This window comes from Larkinella soli, assembly GCF_003703975.1.
Taxonomy (GTDB): Bacteria; Bacteroidota; Bacteroidia; order Cytophagales; family Spirosomataceae; genus Larkinella; species Larkinella soli.
Genome location: NZ_QTJY01000019.1, coordinates 1 through 23186 on the forward strand (window position 1 = coordinate 1; position 23186 = coordinate 23186).

The 23186-nt window shown below is 57.1% G+C and carries 16 protein-coding genes; 9 read left to right on the forward strand and 7 right to left on the reverse strand.

The features are described 5' to 3' along the window. A partial coding sequence (locus DX909_RS29640; protein WP_164851398.1) for a hypothetical protein occupies positions 1 to 5243 on the forward strand: 5243 nt, incomplete at its 5' end. Between the two features lie 521 nt (positions 5244 to 5764). Next, complete coding sequence (locus DX909_RS24955; protein WP_128547970.1) at positions 5765 to 6265, forward strand: hypothetical protein; 501 nt, start codon at positions 5765 to 5767, stop codon at positions 6263 to 6265. Between the two features lie 183 nt (positions 6266 to 6448). On the opposite strand, the gene DX909_RS24960 is transcribed toward DX909_RS24955, so the two are convergent. Next, positions 6449 to 7663, reverse strand: a complete 1215-nt coding sequence (locus DX909_RS24960; RefSeq protein ID WP_128547971.1) for an NADP-dependent isocitrate dehydrogenase — start codon at positions 7661 to 7663, stop codon at positions 6449 to 6451. Between the two features lie 174 nt (positions 7664 to 7837). Here DX909_RS24960 and DX909_RS24965 point away from each other — a divergent pair, with 174 nt between their 5' ends. After that, positions 7838 to 9514 carry an amidohydrolase gene (locus tag DX909_RS24965; protein ID WP_128547972.1) on the forward strand — a complete coding sequence of 559 codons (1677 nt, stop codon included), beginning with the start codon at positions 7838 to 7840 and terminating at the stop codon, positions 9512 to 9514. A 186-nt stretch (positions 9515 to 9700) separates the two neighbouring features. On the opposite strand, the gene DX909_RS24970 is transcribed toward DX909_RS24965, so the two are convergent. Together DX909_RS24970 and DX909_RS24975 are read right to left on the reverse strand one after the other, a co-directional pair. Continuing rightward, on the reverse strand, positions 9701 to 10792 hold the full coding sequence (locus DX909_RS24970; RefSeq protein WP_128547973.1) for a cytochrome-c peroxidase: 1092 nt from the start codon (positions 10790 to 10792) through the stop codon (positions 9701 to 9703). A gap of 2 nt (positions 10793 to 10794) precedes the next feature. Then, positions 10795 to 11601: an MbnP family protein gene (locus DX909_RS24975; protein WP_128547974.1), complete on the reverse strand. Its 807-nt coding sequence runs from the start codon at positions 11599 to 11601 to the stop codon at positions 10795 to 10797. Positions 11602 to 11776: 175 nt separating this feature from the next. Here DX909_RS24975 and DX909_RS24980 point away from each other — a divergent pair, with 175 nt between their 5' ends. From DX909_RS24980 to DX909_RS24995, 4 genes are all read left to right on the forward strand, one after another. Further along, entirely contained in the window at positions 11777 to 12094 is a 318-nt protein-coding gene (locus DX909_RS24980; protein ID WP_128547975.1) for a DUF6660 family protein, read from the forward strand. 71 nt (positions 12095 to 12165) lie between these two features. Further along, entirely contained in the window at positions 12166 to 14328 is a 2163-nt protein-coding gene (locus DX909_RS24985) for a TonB-dependent receptor (RefSeq protein ID WP_128547976.1), read from the forward strand. 11 nt (positions 14329 to 14339) lie between these two features. Beyond that, on the forward strand, positions 14340 to 15272 hold the full coding sequence (locus tag DX909_RS24990) for a cation diffusion facilitator family transporter (protein WP_128547977.1): 933 nt from the start codon (positions 14340 to 14342) through the stop codon (positions 15270 to 15272). Positions 15273 to 15373: 101 nt separating this feature from the next. Continuing rightward, positions 15374 to 16576 carry a hypothetical protein gene (locus DX909_RS24995; protein ID WP_128547978.1) on the forward strand — a complete coding sequence of 401 codons (1203 nt, stop codon included), beginning with the start codon at positions 15374 to 15376 and terminating at the stop codon, positions 16574 to 16576. 33 nt (positions 16577 to 16609) lie between these two features. On the opposite strand, the gene DX909_RS25000 is transcribed toward DX909_RS24995, so the two are convergent. Together DX909_RS25000 and DX909_RS25005 are read right to left on the reverse strand one after the other, a co-directional pair. Next, the gene (locus DX909_RS25000) at positions 16610 to 17860 is read right to left on the reverse strand and encodes an ABC transporter permease (protein WP_128547979.1); all 1251 of its coding nucleotides are present in this window, start codon (positions 17858 to 17860) and stop codon (positions 16610 to 16612) included. A gap of 6 nt (positions 17861 to 17866) precedes the next feature. Then, positions 17867 to 18493, reverse strand: a complete 627-nt coding sequence (locus tag DX909_RS25005; protein ID WP_128547980.1) for an ABC transporter ATP-binding protein — start codon at positions 18491 to 18493, stop codon at positions 17867 to 17869. Positions 18494 to 18608: 115 nt separating this feature from the next. On the opposite strand from DX909_RS25005, the gene purN reads away from it, so the two are divergent. Together purN and DX909_RS25015 are read left to right on the forward strand one after the other, a co-directional pair. Further along, positions 18609 to 19181 carry a phosphoribosylglycinamide formyltransferase gene (gene purN, locus DX909_RS25010; RefSeq protein WP_128547981.1) on the forward strand — a complete coding sequence of 191 codons (573 nt, stop codon included), beginning with the start codon at positions 18609 to 18611 and terminating at the stop codon, positions 19179 to 19181. 10 nt (positions 19182 to 19191) lie between these two features. Beyond that, on the forward strand, positions 19192 to 19632 hold the full coding sequence (locus tag DX909_RS25015; RefSeq protein ID WP_229311179.1) for a YbjQ family protein: 441 nt from the start codon (positions 19192 to 19194) through the stop codon (positions 19630 to 19632). A gap of 10 nt (positions 19633 to 19642) precedes the next feature. On the opposite strand, the gene DX909_RS25020 is transcribed toward DX909_RS25015, so the two are convergent. Together DX909_RS25020 and carB are read right to left on the reverse strand one after the other, a co-directional pair. Continuing rightward, a complete protein-coding gene (locus DX909_RS25020; RefSeq protein WP_128547982.1) occupies positions 19643 to 19873 on the reverse strand; it encodes a DUF4834 domain-containing protein in 231 nt (76 codons plus the stop codon). A 177-nt stretch (positions 19874 to 20050) separates the two neighbouring features. Continuing rightward, positions 20051 to 22894, reverse strand: coding sequence for a carbamoyl-phosphate synthase large subunit (carB, locus tag DX909_RS25025; RefSeq protein ID WP_128547983.1), 2844 nt, complete (start codon positions 22892 to 22894; stop codon positions 20051 to 20053). Positions 22895 to 23186 lie beyond the last annotated feature (292 nt).

Below are 23186 nucleotides of genomic sequence, written 5' to 3' on the forward strand. Positions count from 1 at the left end.
ACCGCGACCGCCAGCCCGTCTCCAATGCCGGCACGGCCCTGATGACCGTCCTGCTGCACTACCCGCCCCTGTTGACCTTCCCCGCCCCCGGCCAGACGCTGCCCCACCAGCCCCAGCCGGCGGTGCTGTTTCAGTGGACGCCCCGCAACGCCGGTACGGTGGCTTTCTCGGGCCTGCCGCTGTACACCTTCCGGCTGTGGGAGCTGCGCGATGAGGGCCAGGACGCCAACGCCGTGGCGCTGAGCCAGCCGCCCCTCTATGAGGAGACGACGGCTCAGCCCAGCCTGTTCTACGGTCCGGCCTTGCCGCCCCTGCAGGCGGGGATGCGTTACGGCTGGCAGGTGCAGGCTTTCGATGAGAGGGGGCAGGACCTCTACGTCAACCAGGGCCTGAGTCAGGTGGCTACCTTTACGGCCGGACTGCCGACACCAGAGCCGGGTGCACCGTCGGATTCTCTGCCTCTGACGGCTGCACGGATGACCATGCTCGACCCCTATCATTGCCCGGTCAACACCACTTCAACTCCTCCGGCGGACTCAGCCCGGAGTCTGGCCGACCTGCTGCGCTCACCCGCCCTGACCCGGCTCCTGACCGACTCGACGCGGCTGCCCCGCTGTCCGGGCAGTGAAGTTACCGGGTATAGCTGTCAGGAAACCGTAGCTCTGCCCCCGCCCACCGGTGAACCGCAGGGCCGCCTGCAACCCGGCGAGGTGCTGATGATCGATCAGTATAAAGTATTGCTGACTCAGGTTTCGGGCGGGGCCGGGCGTTTCAGCGGGCAGGGGCTGATGCCGTGGAACTTTGCCGGGGGCGCCTTCGTGCCGGTCGCATTTGAAGACCTTCAGGTAGTGAAGGCCGCCAACACGACCGGCGGAGGTTGTGTGACCAGCGGACAAGTCCACAGTACCAGGGCCGCAGAGAACCTTTCCGCTCAGATTCAGTCTCTCCTGCCATCGGCCTCCGCTCCCACGTTTGCCGGCACTCTGGGCGAAGCTCTAAACGGTCTGGCAGGGGCAGCCGGAGCAGCCGACCCTTCTGGTCTGCGAACGTACCTGCCGGCCGTCCAACAGGGCCTCCAGTGCTGGCGGTCGGCCATCGAAACGGTGTATGGCCCCTCCTATCCGGTAGCAGTCACTGCGGTTCTTGGCCAACTCGACAGCCTTTCGGCCGATTTAGGGAGCATAGCCGCTTGTTTGTCAGGTAACTGCCCGGAGCGCACACTTTCATCGGCCGGGAAAGCGAGCCTGGTGGTGGCCGTGGCGCTTGAACAACTCCGGATGCTTTCTTCACCTCAGACCGACCCGTCAGGCCGAACAACGGCCGCCAACTGTCAGTTGACCGTGATGGTGCTAAATCCCAATACTACTCCGCTTGGAAAACAGCATTGGCTGATGCCGATCGGCTGTAGCGGGGGAACGATTCAATGGTCGGGCGGGCCAATGGGCGATACGCTCCGAATTCCCTTACTGGGTAATGCTTTTCTGGTGGCCCCGGTCCGGACCACCCACTACACGGCCCTGTGCCGGATGAAGGACGGGTCGATCTGCTCCCAGACCGTCGAGGTAGCCGTCTCCGCACCTGGCTGCGCCGGCTTTCAGCTCAAGGCTTCGAAAACCGACGTGGAGAAGGGCGAGGCCGTCACGCTGACGGCGAGCGGCTGCGCCGGAACGGTGATCTGGTCGAACGGGCTGGGAACCGGGACTTCCGTAGTCGTGATCCCCTCGACCGACCTGACCGTGACGGCCACCTGCCGGCAGGAAGCCGGCTTATGCTACGCCAGAGGGGTTCAAATTCTTATTTCTCGCTGCCTGAAGGGGCTGTATCTGGTGGGTAATTCGTTCGTTTATACCAAAGGATGTGAACCCGGGCCGATCAACTGGACGCTGAGCGGGCCGGGTTCGGGTAAACCTGTCAATTCTAACGGCTACTACCTCGAGTCGGTCAAAGGCGACCTGATCCTCTCGGCGCGCTGCGGGAGTTCCGCAGCCGGCCCATGTCCGGCGGTGAGCCTGACGATCAAAGCGGCCGAACGGTGTGGTGACGGAGTGCTGGCAGTCATTCCCAAAGAAGAGAAAGGGGTGTACAGGCTACAATCGAAAACCGGTCTTTTCATTCTGACGGACGAAACCGGACGGTTCGTGCAGCAGCAGCCGGTATCCGAAATCGAGGTGAAGACCTCGACAGCGGATCAGGTCTATACGGCCACCTTTGCCAACGGCTGTAAAACCTCGGCGCTGGTCAAAGCGCCGGTGTATACCATCGACTGGAAAAGTGGTTATAGTACTCTGTCACCGGTCCGGCTGAACTACTTTCCGACTGATGCCTTCCCGCTTCCTTCCAAATCCGCGGGCTATCAGGTAGAGATGAGCCTGATGCCCTCCTGCCCCGGAGAAGTTGTCTGGAACAGGATGGAGCCATCGCCGGCAACCTGGGTGTCCAGAACCCTGCTGCTGGGTTCGAATCAACCGGCGGCCGTCTTTCCTGCCAGGGCTTATCAGAGCCTGCCCGACCGGACCACCTTTTACCAGGCGGCCTGCCGGGTAAAGGACAGCAACGGGCAGGAACTTCTTTACCCCGCTGTCTCGGCCAAGGGCCTTCTGGTATCATCGAGCAGCTGCCTTCAGTTGATTGTTTCCTCGATGACCCCCACGCTGGGGCAGGCTGTCACGCTGGAAGCCCGCAACTGCCCCGGTACGGTCAGTTGGTCGGAAGTGAGTTCGACAGGAAATCGAGTGCTGGGCCAGGGTTCAACTGTGACCGTTACTCCGACAACGACCGGTCCGATTACCTATAGTGCCGTCTGCGACGATCCAGGTTGTGGACAGCACCTTACCCTGGACGTCAAACCCTGCCGGATGGAGATCACCGCTCCGAAAACTGTGGTAACGCTGGCCGAACCGGTGTCACTCACGGCCGCGGGCTGCTCAGGTGGGCAGGTAGTGTGGGACACGGGCGAGGAAGGAGCCGTCGTGGTGGTTCGTCCGCTGGAGAGCGGGGCGGTTTCGGCCACCTGCTTGCTGGGCGGGCAGGCCCGTTGTGAGGGTCGGTTTCTGCTTGATGTCACCAACACCCCGCCGGATTCGATTCAGTGCCCGCCCTTCCGGCTGACGGCCAGCACGACGGCAGTAGTGGGCTGCACGAACGAGACGGTGACCCTGACCCCCGAAGGCTGCCCGGCGGGCGGCCGGGTGCGGTGGAGTGACGGAAAAGAAACCGGCCCGACCGAGCCGTATGCGCTGATGGTGAACCAGCCGCAGACCGTCGAAGCGACCTGCACGACGCCTTACGGCATCGCTTCCACGGCCCGGCTGGCGATCCAGGCCCAGCCCGGGTCGATGTCGGTCGTGCATCCGCCCGTGTATGCCGGTTTTCCGACCACGCTGATGGCCTACGGCTGCCCGACGACCGTCTGCGGCCAGGAAGGCACCTATACCTGGGACAAGTGGAATTCCAACGATCCCAATCAGACGGGGTCCTCCATCGAGGTGGTGCTGACAAAAGAAACGGAATATAAGGTCACATGCAACGACAAGTCGGTGCGGGTAAAAATTCCCGTCCAGCCGGTGGACTGCGCCGTGGAGCCGGACATCAAATACTACAGCGACGGCACCGCCAGCATCAGTTTGAAAGCCGGCCAGTGTGACGTAAACCGGCCCATCGTCTGGCGCAGTCACCTGGGCTGTCTGACCGATGGGCAGGTGATTGGGCGGGACGTCGATAAAGTCAGGGTGAAACGGCCGGCTTCAGCGAACGGCCTTACCGAATCATGTGACGGCAACTATTCGGTAGTCTGTTATAAAAACGGCTTCCCCTGCAGTGGCGGGGTCAATCTGATTCCGTTATCCAATTCTTCCCCACCCCTGGCCGGCGGTTCCGACCCCGAGCCTCCGAAACCGGTGGGCGACCCCTGTGAAAAGCTGCGCTCCGACGAAACCAAAACGCTCAGCAGCCCCGACGCGGTGGCCTATCTGAACTCCCGCTGGTGTCCGGGGCGCGTGAACTGGTACCGCGATGCGGCCCGTTCGGCCTCGGGGCTGGTTTGCATACTGACCAACGGAGACCGGTATTCGGTAGGCCGCGTCAGCCAGCCGGTGACCTACTATTACGATTGCACCCTGAAAGACGGTAACGTATGTCAGGGCAGCGGCACGCTCCAACCCGCCCCCGACCCAAAGAATGCGCGGCTGGCGGCCATAGCGGGCAGTGCGGCCGGCGCCTGCACCCCGCTGGCCGAGATCAGTAAAGCAACGGTTTTGCAGGTCTACTACGGCAATCTGCTGTGCCAGGCCAGGAATTTGTATGTGGGAGATTCGGAAAAAGCATTCGCTTATCTGGAGAGCCTGAAATCAGTAGTTCAAAGCAAGATTGCTGGTATGCAGTTTCCTGCCGATCTGAAGCTGGTGGCTGACGTCCTGGCAAAAGGCGAGTGTGATAAAGCCGCCCAGTTATTGGCTCAGGCCAATTCAGGTACGATGCCGGTAGCAGAAGCCAACCGTCAGATCATTAGCACCAATGCGGAGGTAAAAAATGAGACAGTAGAAAAGATTAAGAGAAGTTTCTACGTAATTTTTAGAGCTTTTATTCCCCAAGATAGAATTGAGATGCCTGAGTTCTTAGGCTTTCCAGCAACTCCATCCGGATGGTTTTTTGGTGTAGCGTTTCACCGTGGGGATAATAGGATGGAATATCAGTTAGATGCAGGTAAGAAGTTTAGGACGGAACACTGGACTTACATTGACTTCTTGACAAAGGCACACAGTGAGCGTAAATGGGCTAATGGTTCAGAAGGATTAGATAAAAATGGGAAGGTAGTAATCACTTCAGAGGGTACAGATGATTGTGGAACAATTAATACGGCCTTTTGCAACAGCTACAAATGCGTCATGATGAATTTTCAGATAGATGCTGTAAATAAAGCTGAGGTTAAAGCACAAGTTTTGTTTCCCATCACCCCCAAGATAAACGCGAATGTTAAATTAAAACTTACCCCATTAGAAAATGGTACCTTTGACTACAATATTGAAATCCCGGAAATAGACGGATTTCCAGCTTATGAAATGTGGATTGTAGATAACAAAACAAACAACTCATATTTGTTATTCCGCCAAAACCCAATTGAGTCTAAAGAAACTCCTCTAAGTCTATTTGGGAGCGGTGAGCATTCATATCTTTATTCAGGGAATTCTTCAACTCTGAAATCAGGAAAAACTTTCAATTTCTCAGAGATGAAAAACATTAAATAAAAAATGAGAACTCTTCTTGGTATCTCTTCAATAATCATTAGTATAAGTATTCATTTTCTAATGGCTATAATAATCATTAATTTTTTTAGAAAAAAAAGACGAGGCTTTAAATCAAATATTTCAATGAATAAAACTCTGTTAATTATTTTTTTTTTAATTGAAATATCTTTTTATTTTTTTCTTAAATCAACTTATATCGAATATTCAAAACCAGATACATTTTATTATGACATTCATTTCCTATATCCAAAAGGAATTATTATTGCGTTTAGTATATTTGAAAAACTGGTTAACGAAAATTTATCTATAAAAAACGATTTAATAATTATCTCTTCTTCAATCGCTATTGATTTCTTGGTTTTTACTTCGTCCTACCTCCTATCGTTAATTATTAGAAGTGCAAAAAAGAATTGATTAGAAGCGCTAGAAATTGTAAAATAATTGCAAAGCCCCACTCAAAATTAATAAAGTTATCCACTTATCAATAATTATTTCATTTGCACCGTAAAAATGAAACGCACATGGAAGGTAAGCTAGGTAAACTAATATCAAAACTATTCATTTGGCTTATATTGGGAACGTTTTGTTTAATTATTCGGAATCACCGCTGCATATTTCTTCATGTAAAACTGGATACAAATGATGTTTTTGTATTGAAACAAAGTTATACTGGAGGTGAGGACCATAAGTTACCTTATTGCTTTGTAGGAATTAATAATATTTGTAAGGAGACCCCTTCTCAATATAAACTTTTTTTAGAGAGATTATCCAAAACAATAGCTGATACATCAAATGGAGAAATTGAAATCTATTTTCTTATCTATAATGAAGAAGCTAAAAATAGAAGTCATTATCTGCCCCCCTATCGTTTAGAAGAAGAATTTGAAAATGATCTCTTACTCTACAACTTTTGGTCCAAAGAAAAAAAATTAGAGTATTTACGTTGGTATGTCCCAAAGCTACGATATTTAAATCGAACACTAACTTTGCAAGAGGCACTCGATTCAGTTACTCCAAAATAAATTAAAACATCAATTAAAATCGGTAAGGCCAACCCCGGTACGATCAGCCCCGAGGTCTTCCACCAGCAGATCAAACCCGGCTTCGGGCGGGAGCGCCAAACGGTGCCGGGAACTTCGGGCTTGCAAGGCAATAAAAAAACCGGCGCGGAGCTACACCCCGCGCCGGTCAATCTCTTACTTCCATCAACCCAGCTTGGCCTTCAGGTTCTGGTCGAGGGCTTCCAGGAACTCTTCGGTGTAGAGGTAGTGCTCGCCGTGGTTGACCTTGTTGCCATAGACGGAAACCGCCAGGTCCTTGGTCATCTTGCCGCTTTCCACCGTCTCGATACACACCTGCTCCAGGGCATTGCAGAAGTCGATCAGCGGCTGGTTGCCGTCAAGCTTGCCCCGGAACGCCAGACCGCGCGTCCAGGCAAAGATCGAAGCGATCGGGTTGGTCGAGGTCGGGTTGCCTTTCTGGTGCTCGCGGTAGTGGCGGGTGACCGTGCCGTGGGCGGCTTCGGCCTCCATCGTCTTGCCGTCCGGCGTCACCAGCACCGAGGTCATCAGACCCAGTGAACCGAAACCCTGGGCTACCGTATCCGACTGTACGTCACCGTCGTAGTTCTTACAGGCCCAGACGAAGTTGCCTTCCCACTTCAGCGCGGAGGCCACCATGTCGTCGATGAGCCGGTGTTCGTAGTGAACGCCTTTTTCCTTGAATTCCGCTTCGTAAATTTCCTGGAAGATATCCTTGAAACGGCCGTCGTATCTTTTCAGAATGGTATTTTTGGTCGAGAGATAAAGCGGCCAGCCTTTCTGCAGCGCCATGTTGAAGCAGGCCTGAGCAAACCCGCGGATCGACTCGTCTACGTTGTACATGCCCATGGCCACCCCCGCGCCCTTGAAGTTATAGACTTCGAACTCCTGCACGGAACCGTCTTCGCCTTCGAACTTCATCGTCAGCTTACCTTTGCCCGGCACGACGAAGTCCGTTGCCCGGTACTGGTCACCAAATGCATGACGACCGACGATGATGGGCGCCGACCAGTTGGTCACCAGACGCGGTACATTCTTGATGACGATCGGCTCACGGAAAACCGTGCCGTCCAGAATATTCCGGATGGTGCCGTTCGGTGATTTCCACATCTGTTTCAGCTTGAACTCCTCCACACGGGCTTCGTCGGGCGTAATCGTCGCGCATTTGATGCCCACGCCGTACTGTTTGATGGCATTGGCTGCGTCGATCGTTACCTGATCGTTGGTTTCATCACGGTATTCGACGCCCAGGTCGTAGTATTTGATGTCAACGTCGATGTAGGGAAGAATCAGTTTGTCTTTAATGAATTTCCAGATGATTCGGGTCATTTCGTCGCCATCCAGTTCCACGACCGGGTTAGCCACTTTAATTTTCTCCATTTGTGTTCAGATATCAATCAGGTGAAAAGATACGGGAAATCAGCCGCAAAGGTAGCAAATCGTGGGTAAACGGGGAAATCAAAGTTAAACCGTCAGAAATGCGGCCATAAGACTGAATTCCCTTATATTTAGCAAGCTATCCTCTATTCCATCAAATAAAATTTGGCTTTATCCATGAAAAACTTTACAGGATTCGTGCTGCTGCTGACGTTGGCCCCCAGTCTGCTTTTCGGGCAGGGCAAAAAAAGCAAGGCACCGGTCGGCAGACTGGATCAACTGAAGAAGGAAGCCGCAGCCGAAATCGAGAAGCGAAAAGATCAGGCGCAGCAGATCAACGACATGCTGTTCAGCTTCTCGGAGCTTGGTTTTCAGGAGGAAGAGACATTTAATTACCTGACGACTCTCCTCGAAAAGGAAGGTTTTAAAGTCCAGAAGGGCATTGCCAATATGCCCACGGCCTGGATCGCCACCTGGGGCAGCGGCAAACCGGTCATCGCGATCGGCTCCGACGTCGACTGTATTCCGAAGGCCAGCCAGAAACCGGGCGTGGCCTACCACGACCCGCTGGTGGAAGGGGCGCCGGGGCACGGCGAAGGCCACAACTCCGGCCAGGCGCTCAACATCGTGGCCGCGCTGGCCGTTAAGCAGTTGATGGAGCGCGAAAAGCTGTCGGGAACGCTCATGCTGTGGCCGGGCGTGGCCGAAGAACTCGTCGGCGCCAAGGCATTTTACGTCCGTGACGGCTATTTCAAGGACGTGGACGCCTGCATTTTTACGCATGTGGGCAATAACCTCGGCGTGTCGTACGGCGATGCGGGCAACAACGGCCTCGTTTCCGTCAAGTTTACCTTCGAGGGGCAGGCCGCCCATGCCGCCGGCGCACCCTGGCGCGGGAAAAGCGCCCTCGACGCCGTCGAACTGATGAACATCGGCTGGAACTTCCGGCGCGAACACCTCGAACTGACCCAGCGCTCGCACTACGTCATCCCGGACGGGGGCGACCAACCCAACGTCGTGCCGTCGAAAGCCTCGGTCTGGTATTACTTCCGGGAACGTTCCTACCCGAAAATCAAAAAGCTCTACGAAACCGGGGTCAAGATGGCGGAAGGGGCGGCCCTGATGACCGACACGAAATTTAGCTACGAAATTCTGGGATCGGCCTGGCCGGGGCATTTCAACAAGCCGATTGCCGAAGCCATGTACGACAACATCAAAAAAGTGGGCCTGCCCACCTGGTCGGAGGAAGACCAGATGCTGGCGAAAGCCTCCCAGAAAGAACTCGAAGCGCCTAAAGTAACCGGTCTGGCTACCAAACTCGATACGCTTGGCTTGCCCGTCGGTCAGGCGCCGACCATGATGGGCGGGCAGATGATGACCTCGGTCGGGGGCGGCTCCGACGACATCGCCGACATCTCCTGGTCGCTGCCTACCGTCGTGCTGCGCTACCCGTCCAACATCCCGGGTCTGCCGGGTCACCACTGGTCGAACGCCATTTCGATGGCGACGCCCATCGCCCACAAAGGCGTGGTGGCCGGCGCCAAAGCTGAGGCCATGACCCTTCTGGACCTGCTCATGAAACCCGAACTGATCAAAAATGCCTGGGAATACTATACCAAAGAGCAGACGAAAGAAATCAAGTACACCCCGCTGATCAGCCCGAAGGAATACCCGGCGGTGTATCTGAACCGGGAGATCATGAGCAAATTCAAACCGGAACTGAAGAAATATTATTACGATCCTGCCAAATACAAAACCTACCTCGAACAGCTCGGGATCAAATACCCCACCCTCCGTGACGACCAGAAAGCGGAGCTGGCAAAGGAAAAAGAGAAAGAATCGAAAGGGAAGTAAAAAGTTGACCCCCGGCACGAAAAGGCATGCCGGGCCTACCCGGTGAATTTGTCATCCCGACGCAGGAGGGAACCTGTGGCTAATTGACCATTTTGGTTGAGAAACGAAGCACAAGATCCCTCGTTCCCCGGGATGACAAACCTCCCAATTCCCAAACCCCCAGACCCTTAAACTCTCCAACACCTCTCACTCCGGCTGAAACCGGCGGTCGCTCAGAAACTCGTAGTCGGTGAGGGTGCGCAGGAAGGCGATAAGGTCCTGCTGCTGCTGCCGGGTCAGCGGAAGACCGGCCGAACCGGACTTTTTCAGGAGCGGGTCGAGCTGCGGGCTGTCGGTGACGCCGTTGACGTAATGATTCAGCACCTGCTCCAGGGTCTGGAAGCGACCGTCGTGCATGTAGGGCGGGGTTCGCTCCACGTTGCGCAGGCTCGGCACACGGAACTTGTTATAGTCGTCGAGGTTCAGGGTGATCAGATACCGGCCCAGATCGTAGTCGCTGCTGTTGACCAGGCGCATTGCCAGACCGTTGTTCCGGAAACTCCCGTCGGTGAACAGCTCGCCCTGGTGGCAGGAGGCACAGTTCTGCCGGAACAGCGTCAACCCGCGCTGTTCGGACTCGGTCAGCTGGGTTCCGCCCTCCTGTCGCGCGTATTTGTCGTATTTGGATGTGCCGGAAACCATTGTCAGCATAAACTGCGACAGGGCCTTTAGGAACCGCTCCGTCGTGACCTCCTCCGTCCCGTAAGCCGCCTTGAACAGCGCCCGGTATTGTCCGTTGTTCCGCACTTTATTGAGCACGTTTTTCAGGGAATCGCCCATTTCCACCGGGTTCTGGATCGGGGAGATCGGCAGCAGGTCGAGGTCGTTGATGCCGCCGTCCCAGAAAAAGGCCGACCCCCAGGCGACATTCTGGATGCCGGGCACGTTGCGGGTGCCGATCCGGTCGCCGATGCCGTGACTGACGGGGTGGTCGGTATGGGCAAAAGCCGCACTGGGCTGGTGGCAGAAGGCGCAGGAGATGGTGCCGTCGCGAGACAGGAGGCCGTCGTAGAACAGCGCCTTGCCGAGGGCAACGCCTTCCTGAGTGAGTGTATTTTTCGAGAAATTATAGACGGGGTCAGGAAAATTGGCCGGTTTTTTCCAGGCGTAGGGCGTCGGCTTGAACTCGACCGACGGCCCCGGGTCCGGATCGCCCCCGCCCGAATCGGTCTTGCAGGACGTGACCAGTCCGAAGAAAACCAGGGAAGCCACTAAGCCAAAGCGTTGCCGGCGTCTCATCCTTAATTGGCCTGAATCTTGTCGAAACGAAACATGCCCGCGTAGTTGTTGGCCAGGTCGGCAGAAAGGGGCGAAACCATAATGTCGGGATTGGTGGCGATGCGAAGCGCCTTGACGCCGTCGAAAATCTTCAGCACATCCCCTTTGATCGTCACGGCGGCCGCCGGACCCGCCGACACCGTGGCCCGCGAGCTTCCGAACGGCACCTGAATGGTACGCAGGTTGTTGAGCGTCTTCGATTTATAACCACCGAACAGGCCGACGTGGTAGAAGAAACTCCGCTGGCCGTTGGCTCCGATCGGCGCCAGGGGCGAGGTTCCTTCCAGCTTCAGGAAGATGTATCCCGAGTTCCAGTCCCAGTACATACCGGATGCGGCCCCGCCGGGGTCGAGGGCGCCCGTGCGCCGGCCGATGTCCATGGTGCTGCGGAGGCTGTCCACCCCGATCAGGAACGAAACCGCCGAATACTCCCCGGCCGGTATCTCATCCAGGGTAATCTTCTGCGAATTGGCGTCGCTTTCCTTCACTAAAAAATAGCTTTTATCCTGCGGCACCACAAACTCCGAGCCATCCGGCCGTTTCAGCCGGATGTTGCTCACGAAATAGTTGAGCGTCGTTACCCGGAAGCTTTCGCCCCCGCCGTTGGTGTAGGTGCTGTCGTTCAGGACCAGGTCGCGGCTGCCGACCACATGGTCGAACCGCAACACGACCGAGCCGATTTCGGGGGTAGCCGGATCGTCTTGTTTACAGGAGGTTACGGAAAAGGCAAGCGTTGCCGCCTGGAAAAGAAAGAATAACGTTTTTTTCATACCATCTGGGTTTATTCCCGGATCGGGCATCTTCTCCGTAGAGAACGAAGCAACTTTGTAACCATGATGTACGAAATGGAAAATTAAGCTAAAATTAATCGATCTCCGCAAAATTTTTCGCTATCAGCCCTTTTTGATTCCCTGTTGCACGTATTCCGGCCGTAATTTTGCCGGCATGAAGCTGTGGTTACTGATCTGGTCGATGTATCTGATGGCGCTGTCGGGCGTTCCCTGCCCCGAACAGCACTGCCTCGACGGCCACAACCACCCGGCGGCTTCCGCTTCGCAACCTCCGGCCGACCACCAGCCCGACGAAGCGCCCTGTTCGCCCTTCTGCCACTGCGCCGTCTGCCCCGGTTTTACGGTTCCGCAGCCGCTCTGGTCCACCCTTCCGGCCATCTCTTTCAAGCCGGTATTCCGGCCGCAGTTTGCCTACTCCTCCCCGACTCCGGACGACATTTTCCGGTCTGTCTGGCAACCGCCCAAAATCTGACGTTTTTCCCTGCCTTTTTCATTTTGCCGCCTTCGCGAAGGCGGTATCGAATTGATTTATAGTACATTCTCATGAAAAACGTCATTCTATTTTTACTTCTGACCATCCGCCTGCCGGTGTGGGGTCAGCATACGGTTTCCGTGGAAGTCCGCGGTGCCGAAACCAACCGGCCCTTACCGGGCGCCACCCTCCTTCTGGAAAGTACCAAAGCCGGTTTCATGACCGATTCGGCGGGCCGGGCCACCCTCACGAACGTACCGGACGGCCCGCAGCGGGTTCGAGTGTCCTTCATGGGGTACGAAACGCTGCGGCATCCGTTCCGGACGCCCGTCGCCGATACACTGCGGCTCCGGCTCGAACCCGGCGGCCATGAACTCGAAGAAATCATCGTTACCACGACCCGCGGCACCCGCACCATCGCCGACGAGCCGACCCGGCTGGAGGTCATCGCCACCGAGGAGCTGGAAGAAAAGTCGGATATGAACGCGTCGAACATCTCGACCATGCTCAAGGAAACGCCGGGGATTCAGGTGCAGCAGACCTCGGCTACCTCGGCCAACCAGACCTTCCGGATTCAGGGCCTCGACGGGCGCTACACGCAGCTTCTGCAGAACGGACTGCCGCTCTACAGCGGTTTTGCTTCGGGACTCAGCATCATGCAGATACCGCCCCTGGACCTGAAGCAGGTGGAGATCGTCAAGGGCAGCAGCTCGACCCTCTACGGCGGTGGGGCCATCGCGGGCATCGTCAACCTCGTCACGAAAGAACCGACCGCCGAACGGGAAGCCTCGCTGATGGTCAACGGCACCACGGCGGGCGGACTGGATCTGAACACCTTTTACTCCGAAAAATGGCAAAAAGTGGGCGTCACGCTGTTTCTTTCGCACAACAGCCAGCGGGCCTACGATCCAAACAGGGACGGCTTTTCGGACATTCCGCAGTCCCGGCGGCTGAACATCAACCCGCGCCTGTTCGTCTACCTGAGCGACCGGACCACCGCCAGCGTCGGCGTCAACGCATCGGTCGAAAACCGCCTGGGGGGCGACGTTCCCGCCATCCGCAACGACCTGAGCGGTTATTACACCGAACGAAACCGGTCCGACCGCTATACCACCCAGTTACGGGTCAGCCACCGGTTTTCGGAGCATACGTCGGTCTATCTGAAAAACAGCTTTACGTTCTTCGACCGCACCCTTACCGTGCCGGACTACCGCTTCGGCGGACGCCAGCGGGCCGGCTTCACCGAACTGGGCGTCAACCGCTACGGCCAACGCTCGGAGTGGGTGGCCGGGCTGAACCTCTGGACCGACCAGTTTCGGGAAGACGGCCGTCCGCTTTCGACGCCCAACCGCAACTACACGCTCAACACCGTCGGCGGTTTTGTCCAGAACACCTTCCGTCCGGAGGAGTTCCTGACGCTGGAAACCGGTCTGCGGCTCGACCATCAGGCCACCTACGGGACCTTCCTGCTGCCTCGGGTTTCGGCCCTGTTCCGGATCAGTGACGGCCTGAGTTCCCGGCTGGGCGGTGGGCTGGGGTATAAATCCCCGACCGTGTTTACGGAAGAAACCGAACAACGGCTGTATGAGAACATCCGCCCGATCGATCCCCTGCGGACGAAGGCCGAAACCTCGCAGGGCGTCAACTGGGACGTCAATTACGCCACCGACCTGACCGACGACCTGAACCTGTCGTTCAACCACCTGTTCTTCTACACCCGCATCCGGCGGCCGCTGGTGCTGACGGAGAACCCCGACTCGACCTGGTCGTACGTCAACGCCGACGGCCATACCGACAGCCGGGGCTTCGAAACCAACCTGAAGCTGACCTGGCACGACTTCCGGTTGTACACGTATTACACGTTTACCGACACGAAGCGGCATTACGGCGAAATCAACCGCCCGATTCCGCTGACGGCGCGGCACCGGGCCGGGTTCGTGCTGATGTATGAAGTGGAGGGTAAACTCCGGCTCGGGTACGAACTATACCATACCGGGTCGCAGGAGCTGGAGTCGGGCACACGGACCCGCCCCTACTGGCTGATGGGCTTCATGGCCGAACGGCGCTGGAAACACCTGAGCCTGTATATCAACTTCGAGAACTTCACCGACACGCGCCTGTCCCGGTTCCAGCCGATGGTGAGCGGAACGCGGCAGCGGCCGCAGTTCGTGCGCGAAATCTGGGCGCCCACCGACGGCCGAATCATTAACGGCGGTATTAAGTTATTCTTTTAACCGGCAGAGATATGGCTCATTCGCATTCCCATACCCACGACCACGGCCATCATCACCACGCCCCGGCGATCCGCTCGGTCAACCGGGCGCTGGTGATCGGCGTCATTCTGAATACCGTCTACGTGCTGGCGGAGTTCGGAGCGGGGTTTCATTACGACTCGCTGGCGCTGGTGGCCGATGCGGGCCATAACCTCAGCGACGTGGTCAGCCTGCTGCTGTCGCTGCTGGCGTTCCGGCTGGCGCGGGTCCGCACGACGTCCACCTTCACCTACGGCTTCCGGAAAAGCACCGTGCTGGCCTCACTCATCAATGCCGTTCTGCTGCTGGTGACCATCGGGGCCATCGTCTGGGAGAGCGTCCACCGCTTCCGCAGTCCGGAGCCGGTTCAGGGCGGGCCGGTGGCCTGGGTGGCCGGGCTGGGCATCCTCATCAATACGGCCTCAGCACTGCTGTTTTACCGCGATAAGGACCATGACCTGAACGTGAAAGGGGCTTACCTGCACCTCGCGGCCGACGCGCTGGTTTCGCTGGGCGTGGTCGTATCGGGAATCCTGATTCAGTATACGGGCTGGTTCTGGCTGGACGCGGCCACCGGGCTGGCCGTGGCGGTCGTGATTTTCGTCTCGACCTGGCAGCTGCTTTCCGACAGCGTCCGGCTGTCGCTCGACGGGGTTCCGGCCGACATCGATCTGGAAGCCGTCAAGGCCGAAATCGGCAGGGTCGGCGGTATCCAGGCGGTTCACCACGTGCACGTCTGGGCGATGAGCACGACGGAAAATGCGCTGACTGCCCATCTCGTTCTGCGCGACGACGTGCCGACCACCGAAATCGAACCGCTCAAACACCGGGTCCGTCACCAACTGGAACACCTGAACATTCAGCACAGTACGCTCGAAACCGAGTGGACGCAGGCGCCCTGCAACGAGCCGGATTGCGAAAACTAACTTCTATTTTTGATTCGGGAGGTAGTCCATTGATTAAATGGACCAAAATTTGCATATTCGCATTACCGACCGTAGAATAGTTTGTAGCCGTACCGCCTGAGATGATATTGTTCCGCAATGTTCTGACCTTTAGTGCATTTTATTTTCTAACTGCCGCCGGCTTCGCACAGATGGCGCCTTCCGGCTCCGGCAGCGATGTTCTGGCACGCCTTTCCCCGGCGTCCTCCTCATCTTCCGCGCCGGATGCCTCCCGGCGGATGTCGGTGGTGGTCGGTATGGAACAGCAGATTTTCCCCTCCTATCTCCTGGCGACGGCGGCTCTGTCGGAAAAAAACGACAAATATACTCTCGGCGAAGGCGACGGCCATGTGGCGATTTTCGTGAAGAACCCCGGCCGCAACACTCCCGTCCGGGTGGAGGTGGCCGCGACGCCTTTCAGTGAGGCTACCGTCTTCGAAGGAACGCTCCAGGAAGAAGGCAAAGAATACGAAATCACCCCGCTGATCCCCTGGAATTTTCAGAAACTTCGGGCCCTCCAGCAGCCGACGCCGGTCAATTTCACCATCACGGCGTATACCGACCAGGAGAGGATCGGCCACCGGACGGTGGTGGCCACGATGCGGTCGGTCAACGATTGTCCGTATTATTGGGAAGGGGACGGCAGCGACGACGAGGACCTCGATCTGAACTACATGTATGTGGCCTACATCAACGAAGACGATCCGGTGGTGGACCAGGTGCTGGCGCAGGCGCTGCAGACCGACATCGTTGACGCGTTCGACGGGTACCAGACCGGGGACAAAAAACGTGTGGACGATCAGGTCTTCTCGATCTGGTACGCCATGCAGAAACACGGCATCAGATACAGCTCCATCTCGACCAACTCCAGCACCGGCATTTCGCAGAACCTGTACAGCCAGCGCGTCCGGCTGATCGACCAGACCTGGAACAACCGCCAGGCGAACTGCGTGGACGGCATGATCCTGATGGCTTCGGTGCTGCGTTCGATCCACATCGACCCGGTTCTGGTTCTGCTGGCCGATCACTGCTTCCTGGGCTATTACCGCGATGAGGAACATAAGGATCTGGTCTGCCTGGAGACCTCGATGATCGGCGACGTGGACCTGCGCAAGGTGTTGTCTTCCCGGCGTCAGAAAATAAGCCGCAAACTCTTCGCCGACGCCCGTCAGCGCGCCCAGAAGCAATACCGCGATTCAAAAAATCTGTTCGACAACGACCCCCGCTACCGCTTCATCGTCGTCGGCGACGTCCGAAAGTCCGGCATCCGGCCCATTGGCCGATAAAAAAAGCTCCCGATTCCGGGAGCTTTTTTTATCTCATTCCTCCGCCAGCGTTCTCGAAATGTTCATCCGGTAGATGCCGAGGGCCGGTAGGGCGGCCGCCAGGACGCCGATCAGGATCGCCACCCCCAGAACGCCCCATTCTTCGGGCAGAATGCCCATCGTGGACAGACTGTAGTGAAACTCCTGCTCGGCCCGCATCGAGAACAGCAGCAGGCCGATGCGGCTCAGCAGCATCCCAAGCACGAACCCGATCAGCGACAGCACCAGCCCTTCCAGCAGCAGCATGCCGAACAGCTGCGTCCGACCTGCGCCCATCGACAGCATCAACGCCATTTCATACCGCCTTTCCTTCAAAGAGTTATAGAGCGAAACGAACACGCTGATGCCCGAGATGATCATGATGGCGACGGCCAGCCCCCGCAGCGTATCGACCCCGACGCCGAGCAGTGAAAACAGCCGGTTGATTTCGATCGACGGAAGGGCCGCCTGAAGTTTGGAGTTATTGTTGATGCCGCGGGCGATCATCATGCCCAGCGGGTTCCGGAACTGAATGAGCATGCTGGTAATCTCACGGGCTTCGCCCGCTTCGGCATGTTCCTCGCCTTCGTGGTGTTCTTCGTCGTGATGTTCCTCCCCGGCTTCCCCTTCGTGCGCTTCGCCTTCCTCGTGGTGCTCGTGAATGGCCCATACGCTCGACAGGGGCGTCAGGATCAGCTGATCGATTACGGTATTGCTGGGACTAAAAACACCGACCACCTTGTAGCGCGTGTCGGCATGAGCTTCGCCCTCCTCGTCCAGACCGTGTGAGCCGGAAAAGGTATCGCCCGGCTTCAGGCCGGTGACGTCGGCCACCCGGGCGCCGATGGTCACTTCCAGATCGTTCTGAAACAGCTTGCCCTGCCCGACGGTGGCACCGTAATGATCGACGTATTTCCGGTTGGTTCCGACGATCCGGAAAGAGCGGTAATTATCGCCCATCGACAGCGGAATGGCGGTTTTGATCATCGGGTTGCGGGTCAGGCGTTCGGCTTCTTCCAGCGGGATGTTGCCCGTCGGCGCGTCGATCTGGTAGATGCTGGATAGGATCAGCTGAAGAGGGCTTCCCTTCGCACCCAGCACCATGTCGATGCCCTTCACGTTTTTGGAAAACTGCTCGTCGAGCTGCTTGTTAAGCAGCAGCAGCAGGGAGATGATGGTGATGCCGAGCGTCATCAGCAGCCCGCTGAGGAAGCTGCTGAGCGGTTTATCTTTCAGGTTGGCCCAGCTGATTTTCAGGAGGTTCATTTCAGTTTACAGAAAAACCTGGTTGCTAAAGATGTCTTTCAGCCGCTGGTCGTGCGTCACGACGATCAGGCTGGCCCCGATTTCTTCCGACTGCTCCCGGAGCAGGGCGACGACCCGCGCGCAGTTGTCGTCGTCGAGGCTGGAGGTGGGTTCGTCGGCCAGGATGACGCCGGGGGCATTCATCACGGCCCGGGCGATGCTCACCCGCTGCTGTTCGCCCTGGCTGAGCTGGTGGGTCTTCTTGCCGAGGTGGTCGCCGAAGCCGAGGTGATCGGCCAGCTGGCGGGCGCGGGTTCTGTCCTGGGGCTTATCGGCCAGATAATTCGCCATCAGCAGGTTATCCATCACCGAAAGCGAACTGACGAAGTGCGGCTTCTGGAAGACGATTCCGACGTGGGCCGCCCGGAAGCCGGCGGTTTCTGCCGGGGTGAGTTTCGTCAGGTCGGTATTGCCGATCGTGACCGAGCCGCTTTCGGGACGCAGCAGCAGCGCCAGCAGATGGAGCAGGGTGGTTTTCCCTTTCCCGGACTTGCCGAGAATCAGCAGGGCCTCACGGTCATTGCAGCGAAGGTCCGGAAAAGTGAAGCGTTTATTCGGCGAGTAAGAGAAGGTCAGTTGATGCGATTGTAGCATACGGCACTTCGTTGGCGGAATTTTTCAAAGATAAATCGTTTGCCACGTTGTTTTCCATCAACTTCCGCAAAGTTTTAGAACTTTACCGAAGTTTTCCCTTCCGTTCAACGATTCAATGAAACGCATTGCCCTGTTTGCTTCCGGTTCAGGCTCCAACGCCGAAAAAATTGCCGAATACTTCGCCGACCGGCCGGAAGTTGAAATTTCCCTGATACTGACCAACAACCCGAAAGCCGGCGTCATCGAGCGCGCCCGGCGCCTGCATATTCCGGTGCTGGTGTTCGACCGGACCACGTTTTACGGGAGCGAGCGGATCGTCCGGCTCCTCCGGAAGCAGGAAATCGACCTCGTCGTGCTGGCCGGTTTCATGTGGCTCATACCGGAAGCCCTGGTCCGGGCGTTTCCCAACCGGATGCTGAACATTCACCCGGCCCTCCTGCCGAAATACGGCGGAAAAGGCATGTACGGCCATTTCGTACACGAAGCGGTAGTGAGCGCCGGAGAGGCTGAATCGGGCATTACGATTCACTTCGTGAACGAACGGTACGATGAGGGAGCCGTCGTTTTCCAGACCGCCTGCCCGCTCGACCCCACCGACACACCGGAAGACGTGGCGCGGAAGGTCCAGGTACTGGAACACCGGTATTTTCCGGAAATTGTCGAGAAGGTCTTAAACCAGTTAAAATAGCGAATACCGAATGATGAATACCGAATATCGAATGAATCGGGTCGGGAGCCGGTGGGGGGCGGTTTGGCTGCTGCTGTGGATCGGCCTGGGCGGGTGTTTCCGGCCCGCAATTCCCATCGCCATGCAGCCGAATTATCCGGTGGACGTCTTTTACGAAAACCAGCAGCCCGACCGGCCCTTTACGGAAATGGAGTGGCTGGAATACAGGGAGGAAGTGCCGCTCTCGGAAAATCAGCAGCCGAAAAAAGGCCGGATGGTGAAGCGGGGAAACAATATCGAGGAAAAGGAACTGCTGCTGGCCCGGCTGACGATGCAGGCCAAGAAGCTGGGCGCGGACGCCCTGGTCGCCGTCCGGTACCAGTATTACACCTCGACGACGGTGAACGGCTATTCGATGCGCGGTCTGGCCGTGAAATACCTGCAGGAGCGGGAAGTCGTCCGGCCGGAGTAAGCAGACCGGCTTATTTTACCTCTTCGTAATCCACATACTCCCCGCCTTTCAGCTTGGAGTCCTGGGTTCCGGGCGGGACATGGTTCACCCGGGTTTGACCTTCGGCATGGCCCCTGAAGGGATCGTTGGCCCGCTTTTGTTCTTTCACGATCTGGCGGCCCACCAGCAACCAGAAGACAAACCGCCGGACCGGAGGTACGAAGGCAATGATCAACAGGAGAATAAACAGGAATTTGAACATGTCTAACCCGGGAAATTCGTAAAGGTACTGTTTTATCAGTAAACGCAAAAGACGCCGAAACAGTTGCCTTACTCCTGCATATACCGGTCGTAAAATTCTCCGGGAGGCAAAAACAACAAACCCGCCGACCGGACGGTTCGTCCGGCAGCGGGTTTGCGTTTGTCGGCAGCGGAGGTCTCAGCGGCTCAGGTAGAGGTTCCGCTCGCCGTAGACCTTCTGGAAAAACTCGTCGTCGAGGTCCTCGATAAAATAAATGCCTTCGCCGGTCGACTTCATTTCCGGCCCGAGTTCCTTGTTCACGTTGGGGAACTTGTTGAACGAGAACACCGGAATCTTGATGGCGTAGCCGTTCTTCACCGGCTTGAAATCAAAGTCTTTCACCTTCTTCTCCCGCAGCATCACCTTCGTCGCGTAGTTCACGTACGGCTCCTGGTAGGCCTTGCAGATGAACGGCACCGTCCGCGACGCCCGCGGGTTGGCTTCGATCACATACACGATCTCATCCTTTACCGCAAACTGAATGTTGATGAGCCCGACGGTATTGAGCGCCCGGGCGATGGTTCGCGTGTGGGCTTCGATCTGCTTCACCACGGCGTCGCTCATGTCAAAGGTCGGCAGCACGGCGTAGGAGTCGCCCGAGTGAATCCCGGCCGGCTCGATGTGCTCCATGATGCCGATGATGTAGACGTCCTCGCCGTCGCAGATGGCATCGGCTTCGGCTTCGATGGCATTCTCCAGGAAGTGATCGAGCAGGATGTTATTGTTCGGAATATCGTTCAGGATCTTGACCACGTGCTGCTCCAGTTCCTGCTCGTTGATGACGATCTTCATACTCTGGCCGCCCAGCACGTAGCTCGGCCGCACCAGCAGCGGGAAGCCCAGTTCGCGGGCCAGATCGCTGGCCGCGTCGGCCGTCCGGATCGTGCCGAACTTCGGATACGGGATGTTGTTTTCACGCAGCAGGCTGGAGAACCGCCCCCGGTCTTCGGCCAGGTCGAGCGATTCGTAATCCGTTCCGATGATCCTGATGCCGTATTTGGTCAGCTTCTCGGCCATTTTCAGGGCCGTCTGCCCGCCGAGCTGCACGATGACGCCTTCCGGTTTTTCGTGCTGGATGATGTCGTAGACGTGTTCCCAGAAGACCGGCTCGAAGTACAGCTTGTCGGCGATGTCCGGGTCGGTAGAGACGGTTTCGGGGTTACAGTTGATCATGATCGTCTCGTAACCGCACTCCTTGGCCGCCAGCACGCCGTGTACGCAGCTGTAGTCGAACTCGATCCCCTGGCCGATGCGGTTCGGGCCGGAGCCCAGCACCACCACCTTCTTCCGCCCGGTCGTCACCGACTCGTTGTCCGGGTTTTCGTGCGTGGCGTTGAAGGTCGAGTAGTAGTACGGCGTGCGGGCTTCGAACTCGGCCGAGCAGGTGTCGACGCACTTGTAGACCCGCCGGATGTCCAGTTCCATGCGCCGTTGGTAGACCTCGCTCTCCACGCAGTGCAGCAGGTGGGCGATCTGCCGGTCGGCATAGCCTTTCTGCTTGGCCGACAGCAGCAGGTCGTACGAAACCGTCTGAATGGTATATTTCTCGATTTCCCGCTCCAGTTCGACCAGTTCCTCGATCTGGTAGAGGAACCACTTGTCGATCTTGGTAAGGTTCTGGATGGTTTTGAACGAAATACCAGTCTTGAAGGCGTCGTAGATATGGAACAGGCGGTTCCAGCTCGGGTTCGCCAGGCTGTGCTTCAGAGCCTCCTGGTCGGTCAGTTCCCGGCCGTCGGCGCCGAGGCCGTTCCGCCGGATTTCGAGCGATTGGCAGGCCTTCTGCAGGGCTTCCTGGAAATTCCGGCCGATGCCCATCGCTTCGCCCACCGATTTCATCTGGAGGCCCAGTGAGCGGTCCGCCCCCTGGAATTTGTCGAAGTTCCAGCGCGGCACCTTCACGATCACGTAGTCGATGGCCGGCTCGAAGAAGGCGGAGGTCGTTCCGGTGATCGGGTTGATCAGTTCGTCGAGGTTGTAGCCGATGGCCATTTTAGCCGCGATCTTGGCGATGGGGTAGCCCGTCGCCTTGGACGCCAGGGCCGAGGAGCGGCTCACGCGCGGGTTGATCTCGATGGCAATGATGGAGTCGTCGGCCGGGTTGACCGAGAACTGCACGTTACAGCCGCCGGCGAATTTCCCGATCCCGTCCATCATTTTGATGGCAAGGTCGCGCATCTGCTGGTACAGCGTGTCGGGCAGCGTCATGGCCGGTGCGACGGTGATGCTGTCGCCGGTATGAACGCCCATCGGGTCGAAGTTTTCGATGGAACAGACGATGATGAAGTTGCCCGAACCGTCGCGCAGCAGTTCCAGTTCGTATTCCTTCCAGCCCATGACGCTCTGTTCGATCAGCACCTCATGCACCGGCGAAGCGTGCAGGCCGTTGTTGAGAGCCTTGTCGAAGTTCTCGGGCTTGTCGACGAAACCGCCCCCGGTTCCGCCGAGCGTGAACGAGGGCCGGATCACCAGCGGAAAGCCGATCTCCTGGGCAATCTCCTTGCCTTCGAGGAACGAGCGGGCCGTGCGGCCCTTGCAGACGCCGATGCCCAGTTCGATCATTTTCAGCCGGAATTTTTCGCGGTCTTCCGTCGTCTCGATGGCTCTGATGTCGACGCCGATGATCCGGACGTCGTATTTTTTCCAGACACCCGCCTTGTCGCAGTCGATGGCCAGGTTGAGGGCGGTCTGGCCGCCCATGGTCGGCAGTACCGCATCGATCGGGCGACCCATCTCCTGGTGCTTTTTCAGGATTTCGACGATCGACTTTTTCTCAAGGGGCTTCAGATACACATAGTCGGCATTGAGCGGGTCGGTCATGATCGTGGCCGGGTTCGAGTTGATCAACGCAACTTCAATCCCTTCTTCGCGCAGCGACCGGGCCGCCTGCGAGCCGGAATAGTCGAATTCACAAGCCTGACCGATGATGATAGGACCGGAACCAATGATGAGTACCGAGCGGATGGAGGAGTCTTTGGGCATTTTTGTGTAAAACGTTTCGGAAAAAGTGGTAAACCCGTCGGAATAAAACAGAAACGGTCAACACCGAAATGTCTGACACGCCCTGCCGATCCGCGACGTTCTATCCCTGACCCCCTGAAACGTACTGGCCCGAAGGAAACAGGTTGGCAATCAGTTTCTTACTAAGCCAATCTGTTTCGGTATGGTCAAAAATCCCACAAAATTAGTGGATGGCGGTGAAATAAGTAGAAATTTTTTCAAAATTGTTTTTCGAAAGCTGATCGATTCCGTGCAATTTGCGAGGCATTTTCAA